Genomic DNA, 17,858 nt, shown 5'->3' with positions numbered 1-17,858 from the left:
TTAACGACCCAGTATCAGATGACCCGCTCTATGTCTCGTGTTGGTAAGTGTATTGACAACGCGCCAATTGAAAGTTTCTTTGGGCACTTTAAGACGGAGTGCTACGATTTGAAGAAGTATAAAACTTTTGAGGAGCTGGTGTCAGATATTGATGCCTACATCTATTTTTACAATCATCAACGTTTTCAAGAACGCAACAACGGCCTTGCCCCTCTTGAAATGAGGAACAAGGCCGTCGCCTAATCTTTTATTATTTCATTGTCCACTTGACAGGGAGCTGTTCAATCTTACAGGTAGCTTTCTTATCTCCAAACTAATAAAAGACTGGTAAAAACCCAGCCTTTGTTTTATATTTAGGCTTAATATGGGTAGATGTAACTTACTTGACCAGCTGCTGGATTGGCAGTTGGATTAAACCAACCACGGTAGTTATTAATTTGTTGCTGGTCTTTATAGTTAGCTTCTAAAACTTGAATCTGATTGGAAGCATAGTCTACAGCAGTAACATAGGCAACATGACCATAGCCACCATCTGTCCAACAAACAACCGAACCGACAGTAGGTGTTGTCCCTGTGCTATAACCTTGTGCAGCTGCATTAGCTGACCAGTCACCGCCGTTTCCCCACCAGTCTCCAACCCAAGGTGCCAAAGATTTCACACCCCAAGTACATTGACCGACAGGATAGGGATTTGTCACCCGCCCATCAGCTCCCACTTCTACTTCATAACCTTGACTAGTTGTTGTACTTGTTGAAGTAACTGTAGATGATACTGTCAATTGCTGACCTGGCAAAATAAGGCTATTTATTGTAAGATTATTCATAGCTGCCAAATCATAGGCATCCATGCCATATTGGTTAGCAATGCTGTAAAAAGACTCTCCTGCTTGAATAGTGTGCGTATCCGCATTAGTTGTAGTGGTCCCTAACATAAATCCTGATAGAGATAGCGCGCAAATAGTTACTGGTTTTCGTAAGCTTGATAATGAACTTCTTTTCATCGTTAATTCTTCTCCTTTTTAATAATTATAGCTTACCTCAAAAATATAACATTTTCATTAAATGATAAAACAGAAAGATAACAATTAAAGAACAAGATAAAAAACGGTCTGTAACTAATCGCTAAAATAGCAAACAGTTACAACCGTTTTTTACGATCCATTTTATTGGGCTAACGCAATACGTAGGCTGGTGTCTATTTGCTCAGCTGTCTTACGCCCCTCACGGATTCCCCAGATAACTAGGCTCGGTCCGCGGCGAGCATCCCCTGCAATAAAGACTTGATTATTATTGGTTGAATAATCATCATAGACACTTTGAACACCAAATTGATCAAACAAAGATGTTTCAGCACCAGTGAATCCCATCGCAAGCAGAACAAGGTCTGCTTTGATCGTTTCCTCAGTTCCTTCAATAGCTTTAAAACCAGGTCCAACCTTAACTGTTTTGACAGCAACAACCTGGTTACCATCCCCAATAAATTCAGTCGTTGAGGTTGCATAAGCAGTCAGTACACTATCTTGAACAAAATTGGCTTCTTCTTGACCATAACCTATTCGTTTAATCATTGGATATTCAGGCCAAGGATTGGTTGGTAAGCGTTTTTCTGGTGGCTCTGGAGTAATTTCCAATTGTTTGACACTAGCTGCTCCCAAACGGACAGCAGTTCCGATACAGTCATTACCAGTATCTCCGCCACCGATAACAAGAACATGCTTGCCTTCTAAGGTGCGACCGAGTTTCTTATTACCAGAAGCAAGAACACTTTTAGTGGTTTCAGTTAAGAAATCGACAGCAAAACGAATACCGGTAAGATTACGGCCTGGAACATCCAAATCACGTGGCACACTAGCACCAGTCGCCAAAATCACACGGTCATATTGTGCCAAAAGCTCATCTGCAGTAATATCTCGACCAATTTCAGTATTGGCGACAAAGTTAACTCCCAACTTAGCCATGACATCAACACGACGTTGAACAATTTCCTTGTCCAGTTTCATGTTTGGGATACCATACATGAGAAGACCGCCAAAACGATCGCTACGCTCATAGACCGTTACACTGTGACCAAGTTTATTGAGACGCCAAGCTGCAGACAAGCCAGCAGGGCCTGAGCCAACGATGGCAATTTTAAATCCTGTTCGCTGAGAAGGACGGCCTGATTCTTCAACCCAACCATTCTCAAAGGCTGTATCAATGATAAAACGTTCATTGTCGTGAATGGTAACACCTGAGCCATTTAATCCTTCTGTACACCCTTTTTCACACGGTGCTGGACAGACACGGCCAGTCATTTCAGGCAGTGGGTTAGTACGTGTTAAACGTTCAAAGGCACGTTTGTAGTCCCCTTTGTAAACCAAATCATTCCACTCAGGAATCAGGTTGTCGTTAGGGCATCCTGATACGGCTCGGCCTCCACCATAAAAGGCACCTGAATGGCAGAAAGGAATTCCACAAGCCATACAACGTGCAGCTTGCTTTTGACGTTCCTCTTCTGATAGCGGTATTTGTAACTCTTCAAAGTCCAAAATGCGCTCGGCAACAGGACGGTAAGGATTATCCTTACGTTCATATTTCAAAAATCCAAATGGGTCTGCCATTTTATTTACCTCCTGTTACTGTTGCGAGAAGTTCTTCCTTCTCGGCAGCTGTTTCTGCACCACCTGTGGCAATTTCAAAAGTACGTAATTCGAGTTCATCACCCTCTAGGCCACGATTAGCAAGCGCATGTTCTATATTATTGATTTCATGGAATTCTGTTGGGTAAACTTTGATAAACTTGTTTACTTCATTAGCCCAATTATCCAAAAGACGTTTAGCCTTGGCACTGCCTGTATATTCGTAATGTTTTTGAATCATGTCAACAAGAACATCGTCTCCACGTGTTTCACCGATTTTATAAAGATCAACCATTTCTGTATTGACTTTTTCAGCAAAATCACCGTTAACATCATAAACATAAGCCACACCGCCTGACATACCTGCAGCAAAGTTACGACCAGTTGTTCCGAGGATAACGGCCACACCACCAGTCATGTATTCACAACCATGTGCACCAACACCTTCAACCACAACCTTGGCACCAGAATTACGAACACAGAAACGTTCCCCTGCGCGACCAGCGAAATAAGCCTCACCATTGACGGCACCAAAGAGTGACACATTACCAACGATTGGTGAATTTTCGATATCATAGGCCGCATCGTGCGGTGGTTTTACAATCAAGCGACCACCTGACATAGACTTAGCAATGTAGTCATTAGCTTCACCGATAAGTGTCAATTCCATTCCTTGCGTGATAAAACTTGCGAAGGATTGACCCGCAATACCAGTGTACTCATACTTGATAAGCCCTGGTTCCACTGTATCATTACCGTAACGCTCTGCCACCCATCCTGCCATACGGGCACCGACAGCACGCTGTACATTGTTGATATTGTCTTTGATAGTGACACTTGTTCCATTGTCAATAGCTGCCGCTGCAAAGCCATCTAATTCCTTCCACTGGCGTGGATCAGCAAACGGATCCTCTGTTTTACGTCCGATTGGGTAGGCTGTGCCCAACATACGAGAAAAGTCGAGCGATTTTGCTTTACCTTTAGGAACAAATTTAGCCCTCAAGATTTCAGAATGACCGACCATTTCGTCTACAGAGCGGAAGCCAAGCTCTGCCATGTATTCGCGCAGCTCTTCTGCCATAAAGAACATCATGTTGATGACATGCTCAGGTTTACCAGCAAAATGCTTACGCAATTCTGGATTTTGTGTGGCAACACCAACTGGACAGGTATTGAGTGAGCAGACACGCATCATAACACAGCCGACTGAAACCAATGTTAAACTTGCAAACGAATATTCTTCAGCACCAAGAAGTGCCGCTACCGCTACATCGCGTCCTGTCATAAGTTTACCGTCTGTTTCAAGAGTCATGCGTTGACGAAGACGGTTGAGAGACAGTGTTTGATGTGCTTCAGCCAGCCCCATTTCCCAAGGGAGACCCGCATCACGAACAGAGTTACGAGGAGAAGCTCCTGTACCACCATCATAACCAGAGATAACAACCTTGTCAGCGCCAGCCTTGACACAACCTGTCGCAATAGTACCAACACCCGTGCTAGATACTAGCTTAACATTAATTTTTGCATAAGGGTTGATAGCCTTAAGGTCAAAAATAAGCTGCGCTAGGTCTTCGATGGAGTAAATATCATGGTGCGGTGGTGGTGAGATCAAGCGAACACCAGGCGTTGCACCACGGATTTCAGCAACCCAAGGGAAGACTTTTTGTCCAGGAAGCTGACCACCTTCACCAGGTTTAGCCCCTTGAGCCAATTTAATTTGCAATTCTTCAGCAGACATGAGGTATTCAGCATTAACACCAAAACGACCAGATGCCACCTGTTTAATTTTAGAATTAAGGTTGCGGCCATCAGGCTGAACCTTGAAACGATTACGATTTTCGCCACCTTCACCAGAGTTTGATTTTGCTCCGATTGAATTCATAGCTTCAGCAATAGTTTCGTGAGCTTCCTTAGATAGGGAACCAAAACTCATAGCACCGACTTTGAAACGTTTAACAATGCTTTCAGCTGGTTCTACTTCTGAAAGGTCAACTTTTGGACGATCTGAGGCGAATTCCCAAACAGAACGTAAAGTCGTTGGGTGTTCTAACGCCTCCTTGTCCAATGCTTTTGTGAATTCCTTAAAGAGCTTGTAATCCCCCTTACGAACAGCTTGTTGGAAATTATAAATAGTCTGTGGATTGAAGAGATGATATTCTCCGTCAGCTTTGAATTGGTAGATACCACCACTTTGCAGATAATCATCACGATGTGGACCAAAAGCATCTTCCACACGTTGAATGTATTCAGCTTCGATTTGATCAAGTGATAAACCACCAATACGTGTCACTGTGCCTGTAAAATATCGATTTACAACTTCATCAGATAGACCAACTGCTTCAAATAACTGGGCACCTTTATAACCAAGGATAGTCGAAATTCCCATACGGCTCATAACCTTGACAATGCCCTTTTCAGCTGCTTTGCGATATTTCTCAAAGGCAGTTTCATCCCTACCGTAATCAGCTAATGTTGCATAAGCACCATAAGGATGAATAGCTGCCGCACCATAGCCAACGAGGGTAGCAAAGTGGTGAACTTCTGTTGCTTCTGCTGTGTCCACAACAATTGAAAATTGACTGGCTTTTCCTTTGACAACCATATAGTTGTTCAAACCTGATACAGCCAGCAACATTGGAATAGCTGATTGCCCTTCTTTGACATTTCGATCTGACAGGATGATAATTTTGCTGCCCTTGTCCACAGCCTTTTCAGCTGCTTTGAAAAGATTTTCCAAAGTCCGTTGCAAGCGATTGTGGCTTGGCTCAACCAAATCGTATACCGTTGACAAAGTCGTTGCGCAGTAACGCTCATCAGTTAGATTGGACAATTTAGCAAAATCCTGACTAGACAGGACTGGGCTATCGATTTTTACCTTAACACAATTATCTGCACCGTCTTCAGTAAAATGACCGTCACCACCAAGATAGACGCTTGTTGACACCACAATTTGTTCACGGATAGCATCAATTGGCGGGTTAGTGACTTGGGCGAATTGTTGCTTAAAGAAGGTGAAAAGAGACTGACTCTTATGTGACAAAACAGCTAATGGGCTATCAAATCCCATTGAAATAACAGGCTCTTCACCTTTTTCTGCCATTGGTAAGATGACTGTGCGGATGACTTCTTCAGTATAGCCATAAGTTTTCCACAAGGTCGTAATGTCATCAACCTCTTCATTAAACTCACTTGCTTCAAAATCACTCAAATGAGCAATGTTTTCCTTAACCCATTCTTCATAAGGATGCTGCGCTGCATAGTAGGCTTTGACTTCTTCATTTTTCATGAGTTTTCCAGAAGTTGTGTCAATCAGCATCATGTTACCTGGGCCAAGCACACCTTTTTCCACAACACGGCTTGGTTCAAGGTCTACAACACCAGACTCAGACGAACAAATTAAAAAATTATCTTTAGTCAGTGAATAGCGACTTGGGCGCAAACCATTACGGTCAAGACGAGCAACAACCATATCACCATCAGTGAAGACAAGTGCGGCTGGACCATCCCAAGGAGCAACAAAGCTCGATGCATATTCATAGAAGGCTTTCAAATCTTCTGAAAGTCCGGATTGTTCACCCCAAGCCTCTGGCACCATCATCAACAGACTCTGTGGAATATCACGGCCATGACGATAAAGATATTCCAAACAGTTTTCCAACTTAGCAGAGTCTGAATTTTCTTCGTTATAAATCTCGATTTGATGACTGTGCATCCAGTTTTCAGCACCACGAAGAGTATTGATTTCACCATTGTGTGCCAAAAAGCGGAATGGCTGTGCACGATCCCAAGATGGGAAAGTATTTGTAGAAAAGCGTGAGTGTGTCAAGGCAATGTGAGATTTAAAACTTTCATCTTGTAAGTCGGGGAAAAACAGACCAACTTGAAAAGCATGAAGCATTCCCTTATAAACAATCGTTTTACTTGATAATGAACAAATGAAAAATTCATTAGCTGAGAACGTTTTTTCTAGGCGACGTCGTAAACGGAATAATTTATCCTCGAACTCACGACCAGCTTTTGTATCAGCAGGCTTAGCAATGAAAAACTGAACAAAGCTTGGCATGATTTCTTGAGCCGCAGGGCCACAGTTATCATAGTTAAAGGGCACATCACGTGTCATAAGAACCTGATAGCCAGCAGATTTAATCTCTGCTAACAAAGCAGTTTGAAGACTGATTTTTTCCTCAGTATCTTGTGGCAAAAAGAGCTGAGCAACCGCGTAATCCCCCTTCTTAGGAAAATCAAGCCCTGCCTCTGCAGCTTTTTTTTGGAAAAATTCGTCTGGCATAGCCAAAAGCATCCCTGCTCCATCTCCTGTATCTGGTTCTGCACCTGTACCACCACGGTGATTCATCCGCGTTAGCATTGTTAGGGCGTATTCAACCAAAGTATGGCTTGCCTGACCATAAAGCTGAGCAACAAACCCCATACCACAGGCATCTGATTCAAAAGACGGATCCCAAAGCGTGGTTTGCTGCGCTTTCAAAGCACTTTCATTCATAGCATCTACTCCTCGATATAAAATTCGGATAATTCAGAATATTTTAGTCTATATTATATCACACTTTTTTACAATTTAGAATGATTCTTAAGAAAATAATTTTTTTAAAAAAAAGGCAGCCTAAGCTACCTCAGTATAGAAGTCTTTTTAGTAAAGATTCAAGTAGTTTTCGATTTCCCATTGAGAAACGAAAGCTGCATAACTTGACCACTCGATACGTTTAGCTTCAATAAAGTTAATAAAGATATGTTCACCCAATGCATTACGTACCACATCATCTTCTTGAAGTGCTTTAACGGCATTATGAAGTGTTGATGGAAGGTCTTTGATACCAGCTGCTTTGCGCTCTTCTTCTGTCATAACATAGATATTTGATTCAACTGGGTCAGGAGCTTCAATTTTATTCACGACACCGTCAAGACCAGCTTCAAGGAGAACAGCAAGTGCCAAGTAAGGATTAGCAGTTGGGTCAACTGAACGCAATTCAAGACGAGTCCCCATACCACGAGATGCAGGAACGCGGATAAGTGGTGAACGATTACGACCAGCCCAAGCAATATAAACAGGGGCTTCATATCCTGGAACCAAACGCTTGTATGAGTTAACAGTTGGATTCATGATAGCAGTATAACTATAGGCGTGTTTCATCAAGCCGCCAAGGAAATCGTAGGCAACTTCTGACAACTGCATCCCTTTTGGATCTTCAGGATCGTAGAAAGCATTCTTGCCATCTTGATCAAAGAGTGACATATTACAGTGCATACCTGAACCGTTGATACCAAACTTAGGTTTAGCCATAAAGGTTGCATAAAGACCATGTTCACGCGCAATAGTTTTAACAACCAGTTTGAAAATTTGAATATTATCGCAGGCCTTCAACACATCGGCATATTTAAAGTCAATTTCGTGTTGACCAACAGCAACTTCGTGGTGACTAGCTTCAACTTCAAAACCAAGTTTAGTCAAAACATTAACAATTTCACGACGTGTGTTATCAGCCAAGTCTGTCGGTGCAAGGTCAAAGTAACCACCTTGGTCATTCACTTCAAGAGTGGGTTCACCATTTTCATTAGTCTTGAACAAGAAGAATTCTGGTTCTGGTCCAAGATTAAATGATTTGAAGCCAACTTCCTCCATGTGTTTTAAGGCACGTTTCAAATTGCCACGTGGGTCACCAGCAAATGGTTCACCTTCAGCTGTATAAACATCACAAATCAAACCTGCAACCGCACCATTTTCATTTCCCCAAGGGAAAACAATCCAAGTGTCCAAATCTGGATAGAGGTACATGTCTGATTCATTAATACGCACAAAACCTTCAATAGATGATCCATCAAACATGGCTTTGTTTGATAAAATTTTGTCCAGTTGTTCATCAGTTGCTGGAATCTCAACGTTTTTCAAGGTTCCTGCAATATCAGAGAACATCAAGCGCAAAAAAGTAACATTTTTTTCTTTAACTTCACGACGGATGTCAGCTGCTGTAATAGACATAAGTAGGTCTCCTTTTTAAAAACCAAAAATAATTCAGGCGTTGCTAAATACGCCAACCGCTAATGTGTTGTGAGGGGGTCGAAAAACGGCCCTGGTTACGGAGTTCATCTTGTAAGATACGTCGAACATCAGCATCCGTAAGAGATTTTTGCTTTCTCAAAGTTTTATCTTTTCTGACAGTATACTCACGCTTAATCGCAGCGATATTAAGGCCTTCATTAAGAAAATCCTTAATCTCAAGTAATCGATCAATATCATTTAAAGAATACATACGACGATTACCCGATGAGCGCTCTGGCTTGATTAAATCCTGATCTTCATAATAACGAATTTGGCGAGCTGATAAATCAGTCAATTTCATCACTGTGCCGATCGGAAAAACTGCCATAGAACGTCTGAGTTCTTTTTCTTTCATGATAATCCTCCTTCCATTTGTTTATTATAATCTGAAAATTCCGACCTGTCAAGAGCTAATGTTAGAAAATGTGACATAATTTTTTAGACTTACAATCCCTTCTAAATTAAATAATTATTTTTTCAATTTTTTACGTAACATATCAAGGTCCGCATTGACTAAAATGGCAATGAAAACGCCACAGAAAGTTTCAAATATCCGAGCAAAAACATACATAATCGTATCCCCAGCAGGGATTGATAAAGTAATAATGAGCAGGGCTGCTGTTCCACCAATAATACCGTTTTTATTGTCAATGGCTACATTAATCATAATCCCTAGCATAGTGAAAATTGGGACAAAGAATAGGGTTACCCAGAAAGCGCCATGAAAAAATTGATTAATGACAAAAAACATTAATGATAAAAAGCCTCCTACGCTATTACCAACAATACGCGACCAACCAAAGTGCAAACTTTTATCAAAGTCCTCTCTGAGGCTAAAAACAGCTGTCAATGTTCCAATCTGTAAACCAGCCCAGCCAAAAAAATGAAAAATAAGTAGTACAAGAAAAACAGCTAATCCTGTTTTCAAGGTACGCATCCCTAGTTTAAATTTTTTAATATCGAATTTATATTTTTTGATCACAGTATTCTCCAAAGTTTTTAGTCTATTTTATCATGATATTGCTATCCCTGAAAGTTATTTATACTCCATCTCGGCAAAATAACTTGAACAATTAAATGATTAGTGCTAATATTATAAATATTCTAAATATTTGGAGGATTTCATGAAAAAGAAAACTTTATTTGGACTTGGGCTAAGTAGTGCTCTACTATTTACTCTTGCAAGCACCACTACGGCTAAGGCTGACAGTTCAAAGGATTTGAATTACTACTTCCCAACTGATATCACAAGCCTAGATATCTCAAAGAACACAGACACCTACTCAGCAACTGTTTTAGGGAATAGCGGTGCTAACTTATTGAGAATTGACAAAAAAGGAAAACCTGTTCTCGACCTTGCCAAATCAATCAAACACAGCGATGATGGTCTAACTTATACGCTTGTTCTAAAGGATAACCTCAAATGGTCAGACGGAAGCGACTTGACAGCTAACGATTTTGTCTACACTTGGCAACGTATTGTTGACCCTAAGACAGCGTCACAATATGCCTATCTCGCTACGGATGTCATCAAGAATGCAGACGATATTAATTCAGGTAAAAACACCAATATGGCTGACCTCGGTGTTAAAGCTGATGGCAACACAATCACTTTCACACTAGCCCACCCAGCGCCTCAGTTCGAATATCTTCTAGCCTTTTCAAACTTTATGCCACAAAAAGAATCCTTTGTTACTAAGGCTGGTAAAAAATATGGAACAAGTTCTGAACAGCAAATCTATTCCGGTCCTTACGTTTTCAAAGGGTGGAACGGCTCAAACAACAGCTTCAAACTAGTTAAAAATAAATACTACTGGAACGCTAAAGCTGTCAAAACAGAAACCATCAATTTAAAAGTTATCAAAAAACCAGAAAGCGCTCTGCAATTGTACAAACAAGGTAAGTTAGACGCCGTTTCAATCATTGCAACACCATCTATGTACGCTGCCAATAAAAAAAATAAGGATGTCAAAAGTATCCCTATGGCTCGAACAGATTACATTGAGTACAATCAAACTGGACAAGTTAAGGCTTTGGCTAACAAAAAAATCCGTCAGGCGCTCAACCTAGCTACTAATCGTGCAGGACTTGTTAAGTCTGTCACGGGCGGCAGCTACAAAAAAGCAACAGGATTAGCTCCAACTGGTCTAGCTGTTACAGATACTGGTCAAGACTTAGCTAAATTTGCTAATTCAGGTTACACATACAACCTCAAAGAAGCTAAAAAAGTTTGGAAAGAAGGTTTAGCAGAATTAGGTCAATCCAAAATCACTCTCAAATTTGAAGCAGATGCTGATAACCCTACACGTAAATCAATGGTCGATTACCTCAAGGGTGCTTGGGAAAAAGCATTACCTGGACTGACTATCGAAGAAAAATTTGTTCCATTTAAACAACGTCTTCAAGATCAACAAACCCAAAACTTTGACATTATTCTTGGAAGCTGGGGTGGAGATTACCCTGAAGGTTCCACTTTTTACGGTCTCTTCTCAGAAGGATCTGGTTACAACAGCGGACTTTTTGCCAACCAAACCTATATTGATACCTACAAGAAGGCAACTACTACCGACGCCCTCAATGAAAAAGAGCGTGCAAATGATTACAAAATTCTCGAAAAAACGTTGATGGAAGAAGCCAACATCAATCCAATCGCCTTCCAAAGTAACGAATCATTAGTTAACCCAGATGTTAAAGGTGTCGTCCGCAACTCAACAGGTACCACAGACGATTGGACTTATGCCTACAAAAAATAAGTAAAACCATGACCACATATCTAACAGGTGGTTTAAACAGGGACTACAAACCCATACCATCAGCCAGCGTCTAAATACGCTGGCTTTCACTTTGTTCTAAACTAACCGCTATTGACTATGCACTTAGCTTTTAAAGAGGCATAGCATTATTTACCATCATCCCTAAAGGAACCTTTGTACTCTTTTACGATCAATTGTCTAGCGTGATACCATTTTTCTTATTCTTAAATATATTTTTTGATGTTAGATTCATTTAGTCCAACCGTACTAACACATCACTTTATCAATTTTATTCTCTAAAAATATATTTTAATTCTCTCTGTTTAGTAGGAGGCTCACATCGTGCACAAAAAAAGTGTCTTACGACACTTTTTTAATATTCGGAAATTATTTATCTGCCAATGCAGCAAGGCCAGGTAGCACTTTTCCTTATAACAACTCTATAGATACACCGCCACCGCGTCACAAATATCTTCACTATCACAAAAAGGGTGAACTGATTCACCCTTCTTGCTAACATTTCAATTTTGCTCCTTTTCTACAAAACAGGATTTTGTAGAAACTGACGGCAAAATCTTATTTATCTGTAAGAGCTGCTAATCCCGGAAGGACCTTCCCTTCGAGAAGTTCCATGCTTGCGCCTCCACCCGTAGAAATCCATGAGAATTTGTCTGCGCGACCAAGGTTGATAGCAGCTGCAGCTGAGTCACCACCGCCGATGATTGATTTAACGCCTGGTTGTTTAACAATAGCATCCATTACACCGATTGTACCAGCTTGGAAGTCAGGATTTTCAAATACACCCATAGGACCGTTCCATACAACTGTTTTCGCACCAGTCAACTCTTCATCAAATTTAGCGATTGATTTAGGACCGATGTCAAGACCAAGGAAACCTGGATCTACTGCTGCACCTTCAGTATCTTTAACTTCAGTGTAGTCAGCAAATGCGTTAGCTTCTTTAGAGTCAACTGGTAAGATCAATTTACCATTAGCTTTTTCAAGAAGTGATTTAGCAACTTCAAGTTTATCTTCTTCAACCAATGAGTTACCGATTTCGATACCTTGAGCTTTGAAGAAAGTGTAAGTCATACCACCACCGATAAGGACTTTATCGGCTTTTTCAAGTAAGTTTTCAATAACACCAATTTTATCTGAAACTTTTGAACCACCAAGGATAGCGATAAATGGACGAACTGGATTGTCAACAGCTTCTTGGATGTATGCAATTTCGTTTTCAAGAAGGAAACCTGCAACTGCTTTTTCAACATTTGCAGAGATACCAACGTTAGATGCGTGAGCACGGTGTGCTGTACCAAAAGCATCGTTTACAAAGATGCCATCCCCAAGTGATGCCCAGTATTTACCAAGTTCTGGATCATTTTTAGATTCTTTCTTACCGTCGACATCTTCAAAACGAGTGTTTTCAACCAAAAGAACTTGTCCATCTTCAAGAGCATTGATAGCTTCTTCAAGTTTAGCACCACGTGTAACACCTGGGAAAATAACTTCTTGGCCCAATTTAGCTGACAAGTCAGCAGCAACTGGTGCCAAAGATTTACCAGCTTTATCAGCTTCTTCTTTCACACGTCCAAGGTGTGAGAAAAGGATAGCACGTCCACCTTGTTCAACAATATATTTAATTGTTGGAAGGGCAGCTGAAATACGGTTGTCATTAGTGATAACGCCATCTTTCAAAGGTACATTAAAGTCCACACGAACGAGAACTTTTTTACCTTTCAACTCAACGTCTTTAACAGTCAATTTTGCCATGAATGTAGACTCCTTAATTTTTTATACATGCTAATTATATCACAATTTAGCAAAATATCCTAGATAAAATCAATGACTTCCTGAGAAAGTCCCACAAAAAAAGAGGACCGAAGTCCTCTTACGCTAACTAATAAAATTATTTAGCAATTTTTGCGAAGTACTCAAGAGTACGTACAAGTTGTGAAGTGTAAGACATTTCATTGTCGTACCATGAAACAACTTTAACCAATTGTTTTCCGTCAACTGTTTGTACTTTAGTTTGAGTAGCGTCAAACAATGAACCGTAAGAGATACCAACGATATCTGATGATACGATAGGATCTTCAGTGTATCCATAAGATTCATTTGAAGCTGCTTTCATGGCTGCATTTACTTCTTCAGCAGTAACTTCCTTGTCAAGAACTGCTACCAATTCAGTAACTGATCCAGTAGGAACAGGAACACGTTGTGCAGCACCGTCAAGTTTACCATTCAACTCAGGGATAACAAGACCAATAGCTTTAGCAGCACCAGTTGAGTTAGGAACGATGTTAGCTGCTGCAGCACGAGCACGACGAAGGTCACCTTTACGGTGTGGTCCGTCAAGAACCATTTGGTCACCAGTATAAGCGTGGATAGTAGTCATCAAACCTTGTTTAACACCAAAGTTATCTTGCAAAGCTTTAGCCATTGGTGCAAGACAGTTTGTAGTACATGAAGCACCTGAAATAACTGTTTCAGTACCATCAAGAATCTCATGGTTAGTGTTGAAAACGATAGTTTTAACATCTGATCCACCAGGAGCAGTGATGACAACTTTCTTAGCACCACCGTTAGCATGCAAGTGTTTTTCAGCTGCAGCTTTAGTAGCAAAGAAACCAGTTGCTTCAAGAACGATTTCTACACCGTCAGTTGCCCAGTCGATTTGTTCTGGATCACGTTCAGCAGAAACCTTAACGAATTTACCGTTAACTTCGAATCCACCTTCTTTAACTTCAACTGTCCCGTCAAAACGACCTTGTGTTGTGTCGTATTTCAACAAGTGAGCAAGCATGTTTGGATCTGTAAGGTCGTTGATGCGAGTAACTTCAACACCTTCAACGTTTTGGATACGACGGAATGCAAGACGTCCGATACGACCGAAACCGTTAATACCAACTTTAACTACCATTAGTGATTTCCTCCTTATGAAAATCTCAAATATTTTTATTTGGAGAGTTCCTCTCCACCAATTGTGAAAAGAATAACTTGCAAGCGAGTGCAACATCTTTCAACAGCTTTATTATATAACTATTTCAGAAAAATTGCAAATACAAAATACCGTTTTCACAAAACAAAAAGTCACTCCAAAGAGTGACTTTAGTATTTTAATTATTCACCAGAATTTTTCTTAATGATTTCTTCTTGAACTGACTTAGGAACATCTTCATAGTGATCAAATACCATCATGAATGTACCACGTCCTTGAGTTGCAGAACGAAGAACTGTTGCATAACCAAACATTTCAGCAAGTGGAACATAGGCACGAACAATTTGACTGTTACCATGAGCTTCCATACCATCAACACGTCCACGGCGAGCTGTTACGTGACCCATAACATCACCAAGATTTTCTTCTGGAGCTGTGATTGTAACAAGCATCATTGGTTCAAGAATAACTGGCTGTGCAGTTTTAGCAGCTTCTTTAAGTGCAAGTGATGCAGCGATCTTGAAGGCTGTTTCAGATGAATCAACATCGTGGTATGAACCATCGTAAAGTTTAGCTTTAACATCAACCATTGGGTACCCAGCAAGAACACCGTTAGCCATAGATTCTTGAAGTCCTTTTTCTACTGCAGGGATGAATTCACGAGGAACCACACCACCGACAATAGCATTTTCAAACTCGAATCCTTTACCTTCTTCATTTGGAGTAAATTCAATCCAAACGTCACCGAATTGACCTTTACCACCAGATTGGCGTTTGAAGAATCCACGTGCTTGAGTAGCTTGGCGGAATGTTTCACGGTATGATACTTGTGGAGCACCTACGTTTGCTTCAACTTTGAATTCACGTTTCATACGGTCAACAAGGACATCAAGGTGAAGTTCACCCATACCAGATATAACTGTTTCACCAGTTTCAACGTTAGTTTCAACACGGAATGTTGGGTCTTCTTCAGCAAGTTTTTGAAGAGCAACACCCATTTTATCTTGGTCTGCTTTAGATTTTGGTTCAACCATCAATTGGATAACTGGTTCTGGAACTTCGATTGATTCAAGAATAACTTTTGCTTTTTCATCTGTCAATGAGTCACCAGTTGTAGTATCTTTCAAACCAACAGCGGCAGCAATATCACCGGCGTAAACCGTTTCGATTTCTTTACGAGTGTTAGCGTGCATTTGCAGGATACGTCCGATGCGTTCACGTTTACCTTTAGAAGTGTTCAATACGTATGAACCTGAGTTAAGAACACCTGAGTAAACACGGAAGAATGTCAAACGACCTACGAACGGGTCAGTCATGATCTTGAAGGCAAGAGCTGCAAATGGTTCGTCATCTGAAGCTGGACGAGTTTCTTCTTCGTCTGTATCTGGGTTAACACCTTTGATTGCAGGGATATCAAGTGGGCTTGGTAGGTAGTCAAGAACCGCATCAAGCATCATTTGAACACCTTTGTTTTTGAAGGCTGAACCACAAAGAACTGGGTAGAACTCTACGTTGATAGTTGCTTTACGAATAGCAGCTTTCAATTCTTCATTAGTGATTTCTTCACCTTCAAGGTATTTCATCATGAGATCTTCATCAGTTTCAGCTACTGCTTCAACCAATTTTTCACGGTATTCTTGTGCTTGATCAAGGTACTCAGCAGGAATATCTTCTTCAAGGATATCTGTACCAAGGTCGTTAGTATAGATTTCAGCTTTCATAGTGATCAAATCAATGATACCACGGAAATCATCTTCTGCACCAATTGGTAATTGAATTGGGTGAGCATTTGCTTGAAGACGGTCATGAAGAGTGCTCACTGAGTAAAGGAAGTCAGCACCGATTTTATCCATTTTGTTAGCAAATACGATACGTGGAACACCGTATTCAGTTGCTTGACGCCAAACTGTTTCAGTTTGAGGTTCTACACCTGATTGAGCATCAAGAACAGTTACAGCACCGTCAAGAACACGGAGTGAACGTTGCACTTCGATTGTGAAGTCCACGTGCCCTGGTGTGTCGATAATGTTAACACGTGTATCTTTCCATTGTGCAGTTGTTGCAGCAGACGTGATTGTGATCCCACGTTCTTGTTCTTGTTCCATCCAGTCCATTTGTGAAGCACCTTCGTGTGTTTCACCAATTTTGTGGATTTTACCAGTATAGTAAAGAATACGCTCAGTTGTTGTTGTTTTACCAGCATCAACGTGAGCCATGATACCGATGTTACGAGTTTTTTCAAGTGAAAATTCGCGAGCCATTTGGTTTCTCCTATTTTTAAAATTTTTTCGTTTTTATTATAGCATTATTTAGAAAAAACGGATAGGCAGGACCCACCCGTTTTACAACTAATGCTTAGTTTGTAGCTAGATTAAGCATCCAGCCACTTGCGATAAGTCTCTTAACGAGATTGTTCTTACCAGCGGAAGTGTGCAAATGCGCGGTTTGCTTCAGCCATACGGTGAGTATCTTCACGTTTCTTAACTGATGCACCTGTGTTGTTCGCAGCATCCATAATTTCTTTAGCAAGACGGTCTTTCATAGTGTGTTCACCACGAGCACGTGATGCGTTTACCAACCAACGAAGTCCAAGTGTTGTACGACGTTCTGGACGAACTTCAACTGGGACTTGATAGTTAGAACCACCAACACGGCGTGCACGTACTTCAAGAACAGGCATGATGTTTTCCATAGCTGTTTCAAATACTTCAAGAGCATCGTTGCCAGTAGCTTCTTTGATAGCTTCAAAAGCATCGTAGACGATAGTTGCAGCAGTACCACGTTTCCCATCAAGCATAACACGGTTGATAAGACGTGTTACAAGTTTTGAATTGTACAATGGATCTGGTAATACTTCGCGTTTAGGCGCTTGATTTTTACGACTCATTTTTCTTATCTCCCTTCTTATCCTTTAGGACGTTTAGCACCGTATTTAGAACGGCCTTGTTTACGATCAGCTACACCTGCAGTATCAAGCGCACCACGAACGATATGGTAACGTACCCCTGGAAGGTCTTTTACACGTCCACCACGGATAAGCACAACACTGTGTTCTTGCAAGTTGTGTCCGATACCTGGAATGTAAGCAGTAACTTCGATAAGGTTGCTCAAACGTACACGAGCGAATTTACGAAGGGCTGAGTTAGGTTTTTTAGGTGTCATTGTACCAACACGAGTTGCAACACCACGTTTTTGTGGTGAAGACACGTTAGTCTGAACTTTTTTGTGGCTGTTGTAACCAACGTTCAAAGCTGGTGATTTAGATTTTTCTACTTTAGATTTACGTGGTTTACGTACCAACTGGTTAATTGTAGGCATCTACATTCTCCTGTGAAATTTTTATTTTTGGTTGATAGAACACTTGGTGACAGTTCCTATCTGTGTGTACTTTTGCAACAATTGTCAGCACGTCTCTGTACACTTTTGAGAGACCAAAAGTAAAAAGTACCGTCTAGTATGATAACATAAACAGTACTTGATGTCAAATCTTT

At 40.8% G+C, this 17,858-nt stretch carries 13 protein-coding genes; 2 read left to right on the top strand and 11 right to left on the bottom strand.

Annotated features, from left to right (window positions below; translation table 11 throughout):
- Window positions 1-243 (top strand): IS3 family transposase (locus A3GS_RS11720; RefSeq protein ID WP_018363866.1); only part of this gene is annotated, 243 nt, incomplete at its 5' end.
- A 116-nt stretch (window positions 244-359) separates the two neighbouring features.
- Here A3GS_RS11720 and A3GS_RS0108560 read toward each other — a convergent pair.
- The 6 genes from A3GS_RS0108560 to A3GS_RS0108535 all read right to left on the bottom strand — a co-directional run bounded on the left by A3GS_RS0108560 (window position 360) and on the right by A3GS_RS0108535 (window position 9,610).
- Window positions 360-1,001, bottom strand: a complete 642-nt coding sequence (locus A3GS_RS0108560) for a COG3942 and LysM peptidoglycan-binding domain-containing protein (RefSeq protein WP_018365003.1) — start codon at window positions 999-1,001, stop codon at window positions 360-362.
- Between the two features lie 162 nt (window positions 1,002-1,163).
- Window positions 1,164-2,600 carry a glutamate synthase subunit beta gene (locus tag A3GS_RS0108555; protein ID WP_018365002.1) on the bottom strand — a complete coding sequence of 479 codons (1,437 nt, stop codon included), beginning with the start codon at window positions 2,598-2,600 and terminating at the stop codon, window positions 1,164-1,166.
- Between the two features lies 1 nt (window position 2,601).
- Window positions 2,602-7,119 (bottom strand): glutamate synthase large subunit, encoded by a 4,518-nt coding sequence (gene gltB / locus A3GS_RS0108550; protein ID WP_018365001.1) that lies wholly within the window; start codon window positions 7,117-7,119, stop codon window positions 2,602-2,604.
- Between the two features lie 147 nt (window positions 7,120-7,266).
- Complete coding sequence (gene glnA / locus A3GS_RS0108545; protein WP_018365000.1) at window positions 7,267-8,613, bottom strand: type I glutamate--ammonia ligase; 1,347 nt, start codon at window positions 8,611-8,613, stop codon at window positions 7,267-7,269.
- 43 nt (window positions 8,614-8,656) lie between these two features.
- Window positions 8,657-9,028, bottom strand: a complete 372-nt coding sequence (locus tag A3GS_RS0108540; protein ID WP_018364999.1) for a MerR family transcriptional regulator — start codon at window positions 9,026-9,028, stop codon at window positions 8,657-8,659.
- A gap of 114 nt (window positions 9,029-9,142) precedes the next feature.
- The gene (locus A3GS_RS0108535; protein WP_420805167.1) at window positions 9,143-9,610 is read right to left on the bottom strand and encodes an FUSC family protein; all 468 of its coding nucleotides are present in this window, start codon (window positions 9,608-9,610) and stop codon (window positions 9,143-9,145) included.
- A 187-nt stretch (window positions 9,611-9,797) separates the two neighbouring features.
- Here A3GS_RS0108535 and A3GS_RS0108530 point away from each other — a divergent pair, with 187 nt between their 5' ends.
- Complete coding sequence (locus tag A3GS_RS0108530; protein WP_018364997.1) at window positions 9,798-11,426, top strand: peptide ABC transporter substrate-binding protein; 1,629 nt, start codon at window positions 9,798-9,800, stop codon at window positions 11,424-11,426.
- Between the two features lie 576 nt (window positions 11,427-12,002).
- Here the strand turns inward: A3GS_RS0108530 and A3GS_RS0108525 are convergent.
- From A3GS_RS0108525 to rpsL, 5 genes are all read right to left on the bottom strand, one after another.
- Window positions 12,003-13,199, bottom strand: a complete 1,197-nt coding sequence (locus A3GS_RS0108525; RefSeq protein WP_018364996.1) for a phosphoglycerate kinase — start codon at window positions 13,197-13,199, stop codon at window positions 12,003-12,005.
- 136 nt (window positions 13,200-13,335) lie between these two features.
- Window positions 13,336-14,349, bottom strand: coding sequence for a type I glyceraldehyde-3-phosphate dehydrogenase (gap, locus tag A3GS_RS0108520; RefSeq protein WP_018364995.1), 1,014 nt, complete (start codon window positions 14,347-14,349; stop codon window positions 13,336-13,338).
- A 200-nt stretch (window positions 14,350-14,549) separates the two neighbouring features.
- Window positions 14,550-16,628 carry an elongation factor G gene (gene fusA, locus A3GS_RS0108515; protein ID WP_018364994.1) on the bottom strand — a complete coding sequence of 693 codons (2,079 nt, stop codon included), beginning with the start codon at window positions 16,626-16,628 and terminating at the stop codon, window positions 14,550-14,552.
- Window positions 16,629-16,783: 155 nt separating this feature from the next.
- A complete protein-coding gene (rpsG, locus tag A3GS_RS0108510; RefSeq protein ID WP_018364993.1) occupies window positions 16,784-17,254 on the bottom strand; it encodes a 30S ribosomal protein S7 in 471 nt (156 codons plus the stop codon).
- 17 nt (window positions 17,255-17,271) lie between these two features.
- Window positions 17,272-17,685, bottom strand: a complete 414-nt coding sequence (gene rpsL / locus A3GS_RS0108505) for a 30S ribosomal protein S12 (RefSeq protein ID WP_009854984.1) — start codon at window positions 17,683-17,685, stop codon at window positions 17,272-17,274.
- Between the last annotated feature and the right edge of the window lie 173 nt (window positions 17,686-17,858).

Source organism: Streptococcus caballi DSM 19004, from assembly GCF_000379985.1.
In the GTDB taxonomy this organism is placed as follows: domain Bacteria; phylum Bacillota; class Bacilli; order Lactobacillales; family Streptococcaceae; genus Streptococcus; species Streptococcus caballi.
Note: the sequence above shows the minus strand (reverse complement) of the source record. Positions and strands in the feature narration are given on the sequence as shown.

Excerpts from the sequence above, each read along its gene's own strand:
- A3GS_RS0108560 (WP_018365003.1), bottom strand. The coding sequence starts at position 1,001 with ATGAAAAGAAGTTCATTATCAAGCTTACGAAAACCAGTAACTATTTGC.
- rpsG (WP_018364993.1), bottom strand. The coding sequence starts at position 17,254 with ATGAGTCGTAAAAATCAAGCGCCTAAACGCGAAGTATTACCAGATCCA.
- gap (WP_018364995.1), bottom strand. The coding sequence starts at position 14,349 with ATGGTAGTTAAAGTTGGTATTAACGGTTTCGGTCGTATCGGACGTCTT.
- gltB (WP_018365001.1), bottom strand. The coding sequence starts at position 7,119 with ATGAATGAAAGTGCTTTGAAAGCGCAGCAAACCACGCTTTGGGATCCG.
- A3GS_RS0108535 (WP_420805167.1), bottom strand. The coding sequence starts at position 9,610 with ATGCGTACCTTGAAAACAGGATTAGCTGTTTTTCTTGTACTACTTATT.
- A3GS_RS0108525 (WP_018364996.1), bottom strand. The coding sequence starts at position 13,199 with ATGGCAAAATTGACTGTTAAAGACGTTGAGTTGAAAGGTAAAAAAGTT.
- fusA (WP_018364994.1), bottom strand. The coding sequence starts at position 16,628 with ATGGCTCGCGAATTTTCACTTGAAAAAACTCGTAACATCGGTATCATG.
- rpsL (WP_009854984.1), bottom strand. The coding sequence starts at position 17,685 with ATGCCTACAATTAACCAGTTGGTACGTAAACCACGTAAATCTAAAGTA.
- A3GS_RS0108530 (WP_018364997.1), top strand. The coding sequence starts at position 9,798 with ATGAAAAAGAAAACTTTATTTGGACTTGGGCTAAGTAGTGCTCTACTA.
- A3GS_RS0108555 (WP_018365002.1), bottom strand. The coding sequence starts at position 2,600 with ATGGCAGACCCATTTGGATTTTTGAAATATGAACGTAAGGATAATCCT.
- A3GS_RS0108540 (WP_018364999.1), bottom strand. The coding sequence starts at position 9,028 with ATGAAAGAAAAAGAACTCAGACGTTCTATGGCAGTTTTTCCGATCGGC.
- glnA (WP_018365000.1), bottom strand. The coding sequence starts at position 8,613 with ATGTCTATTACAGCAGCTGACATCCGTCGTGAAGTTAAAGAAAAAAAT.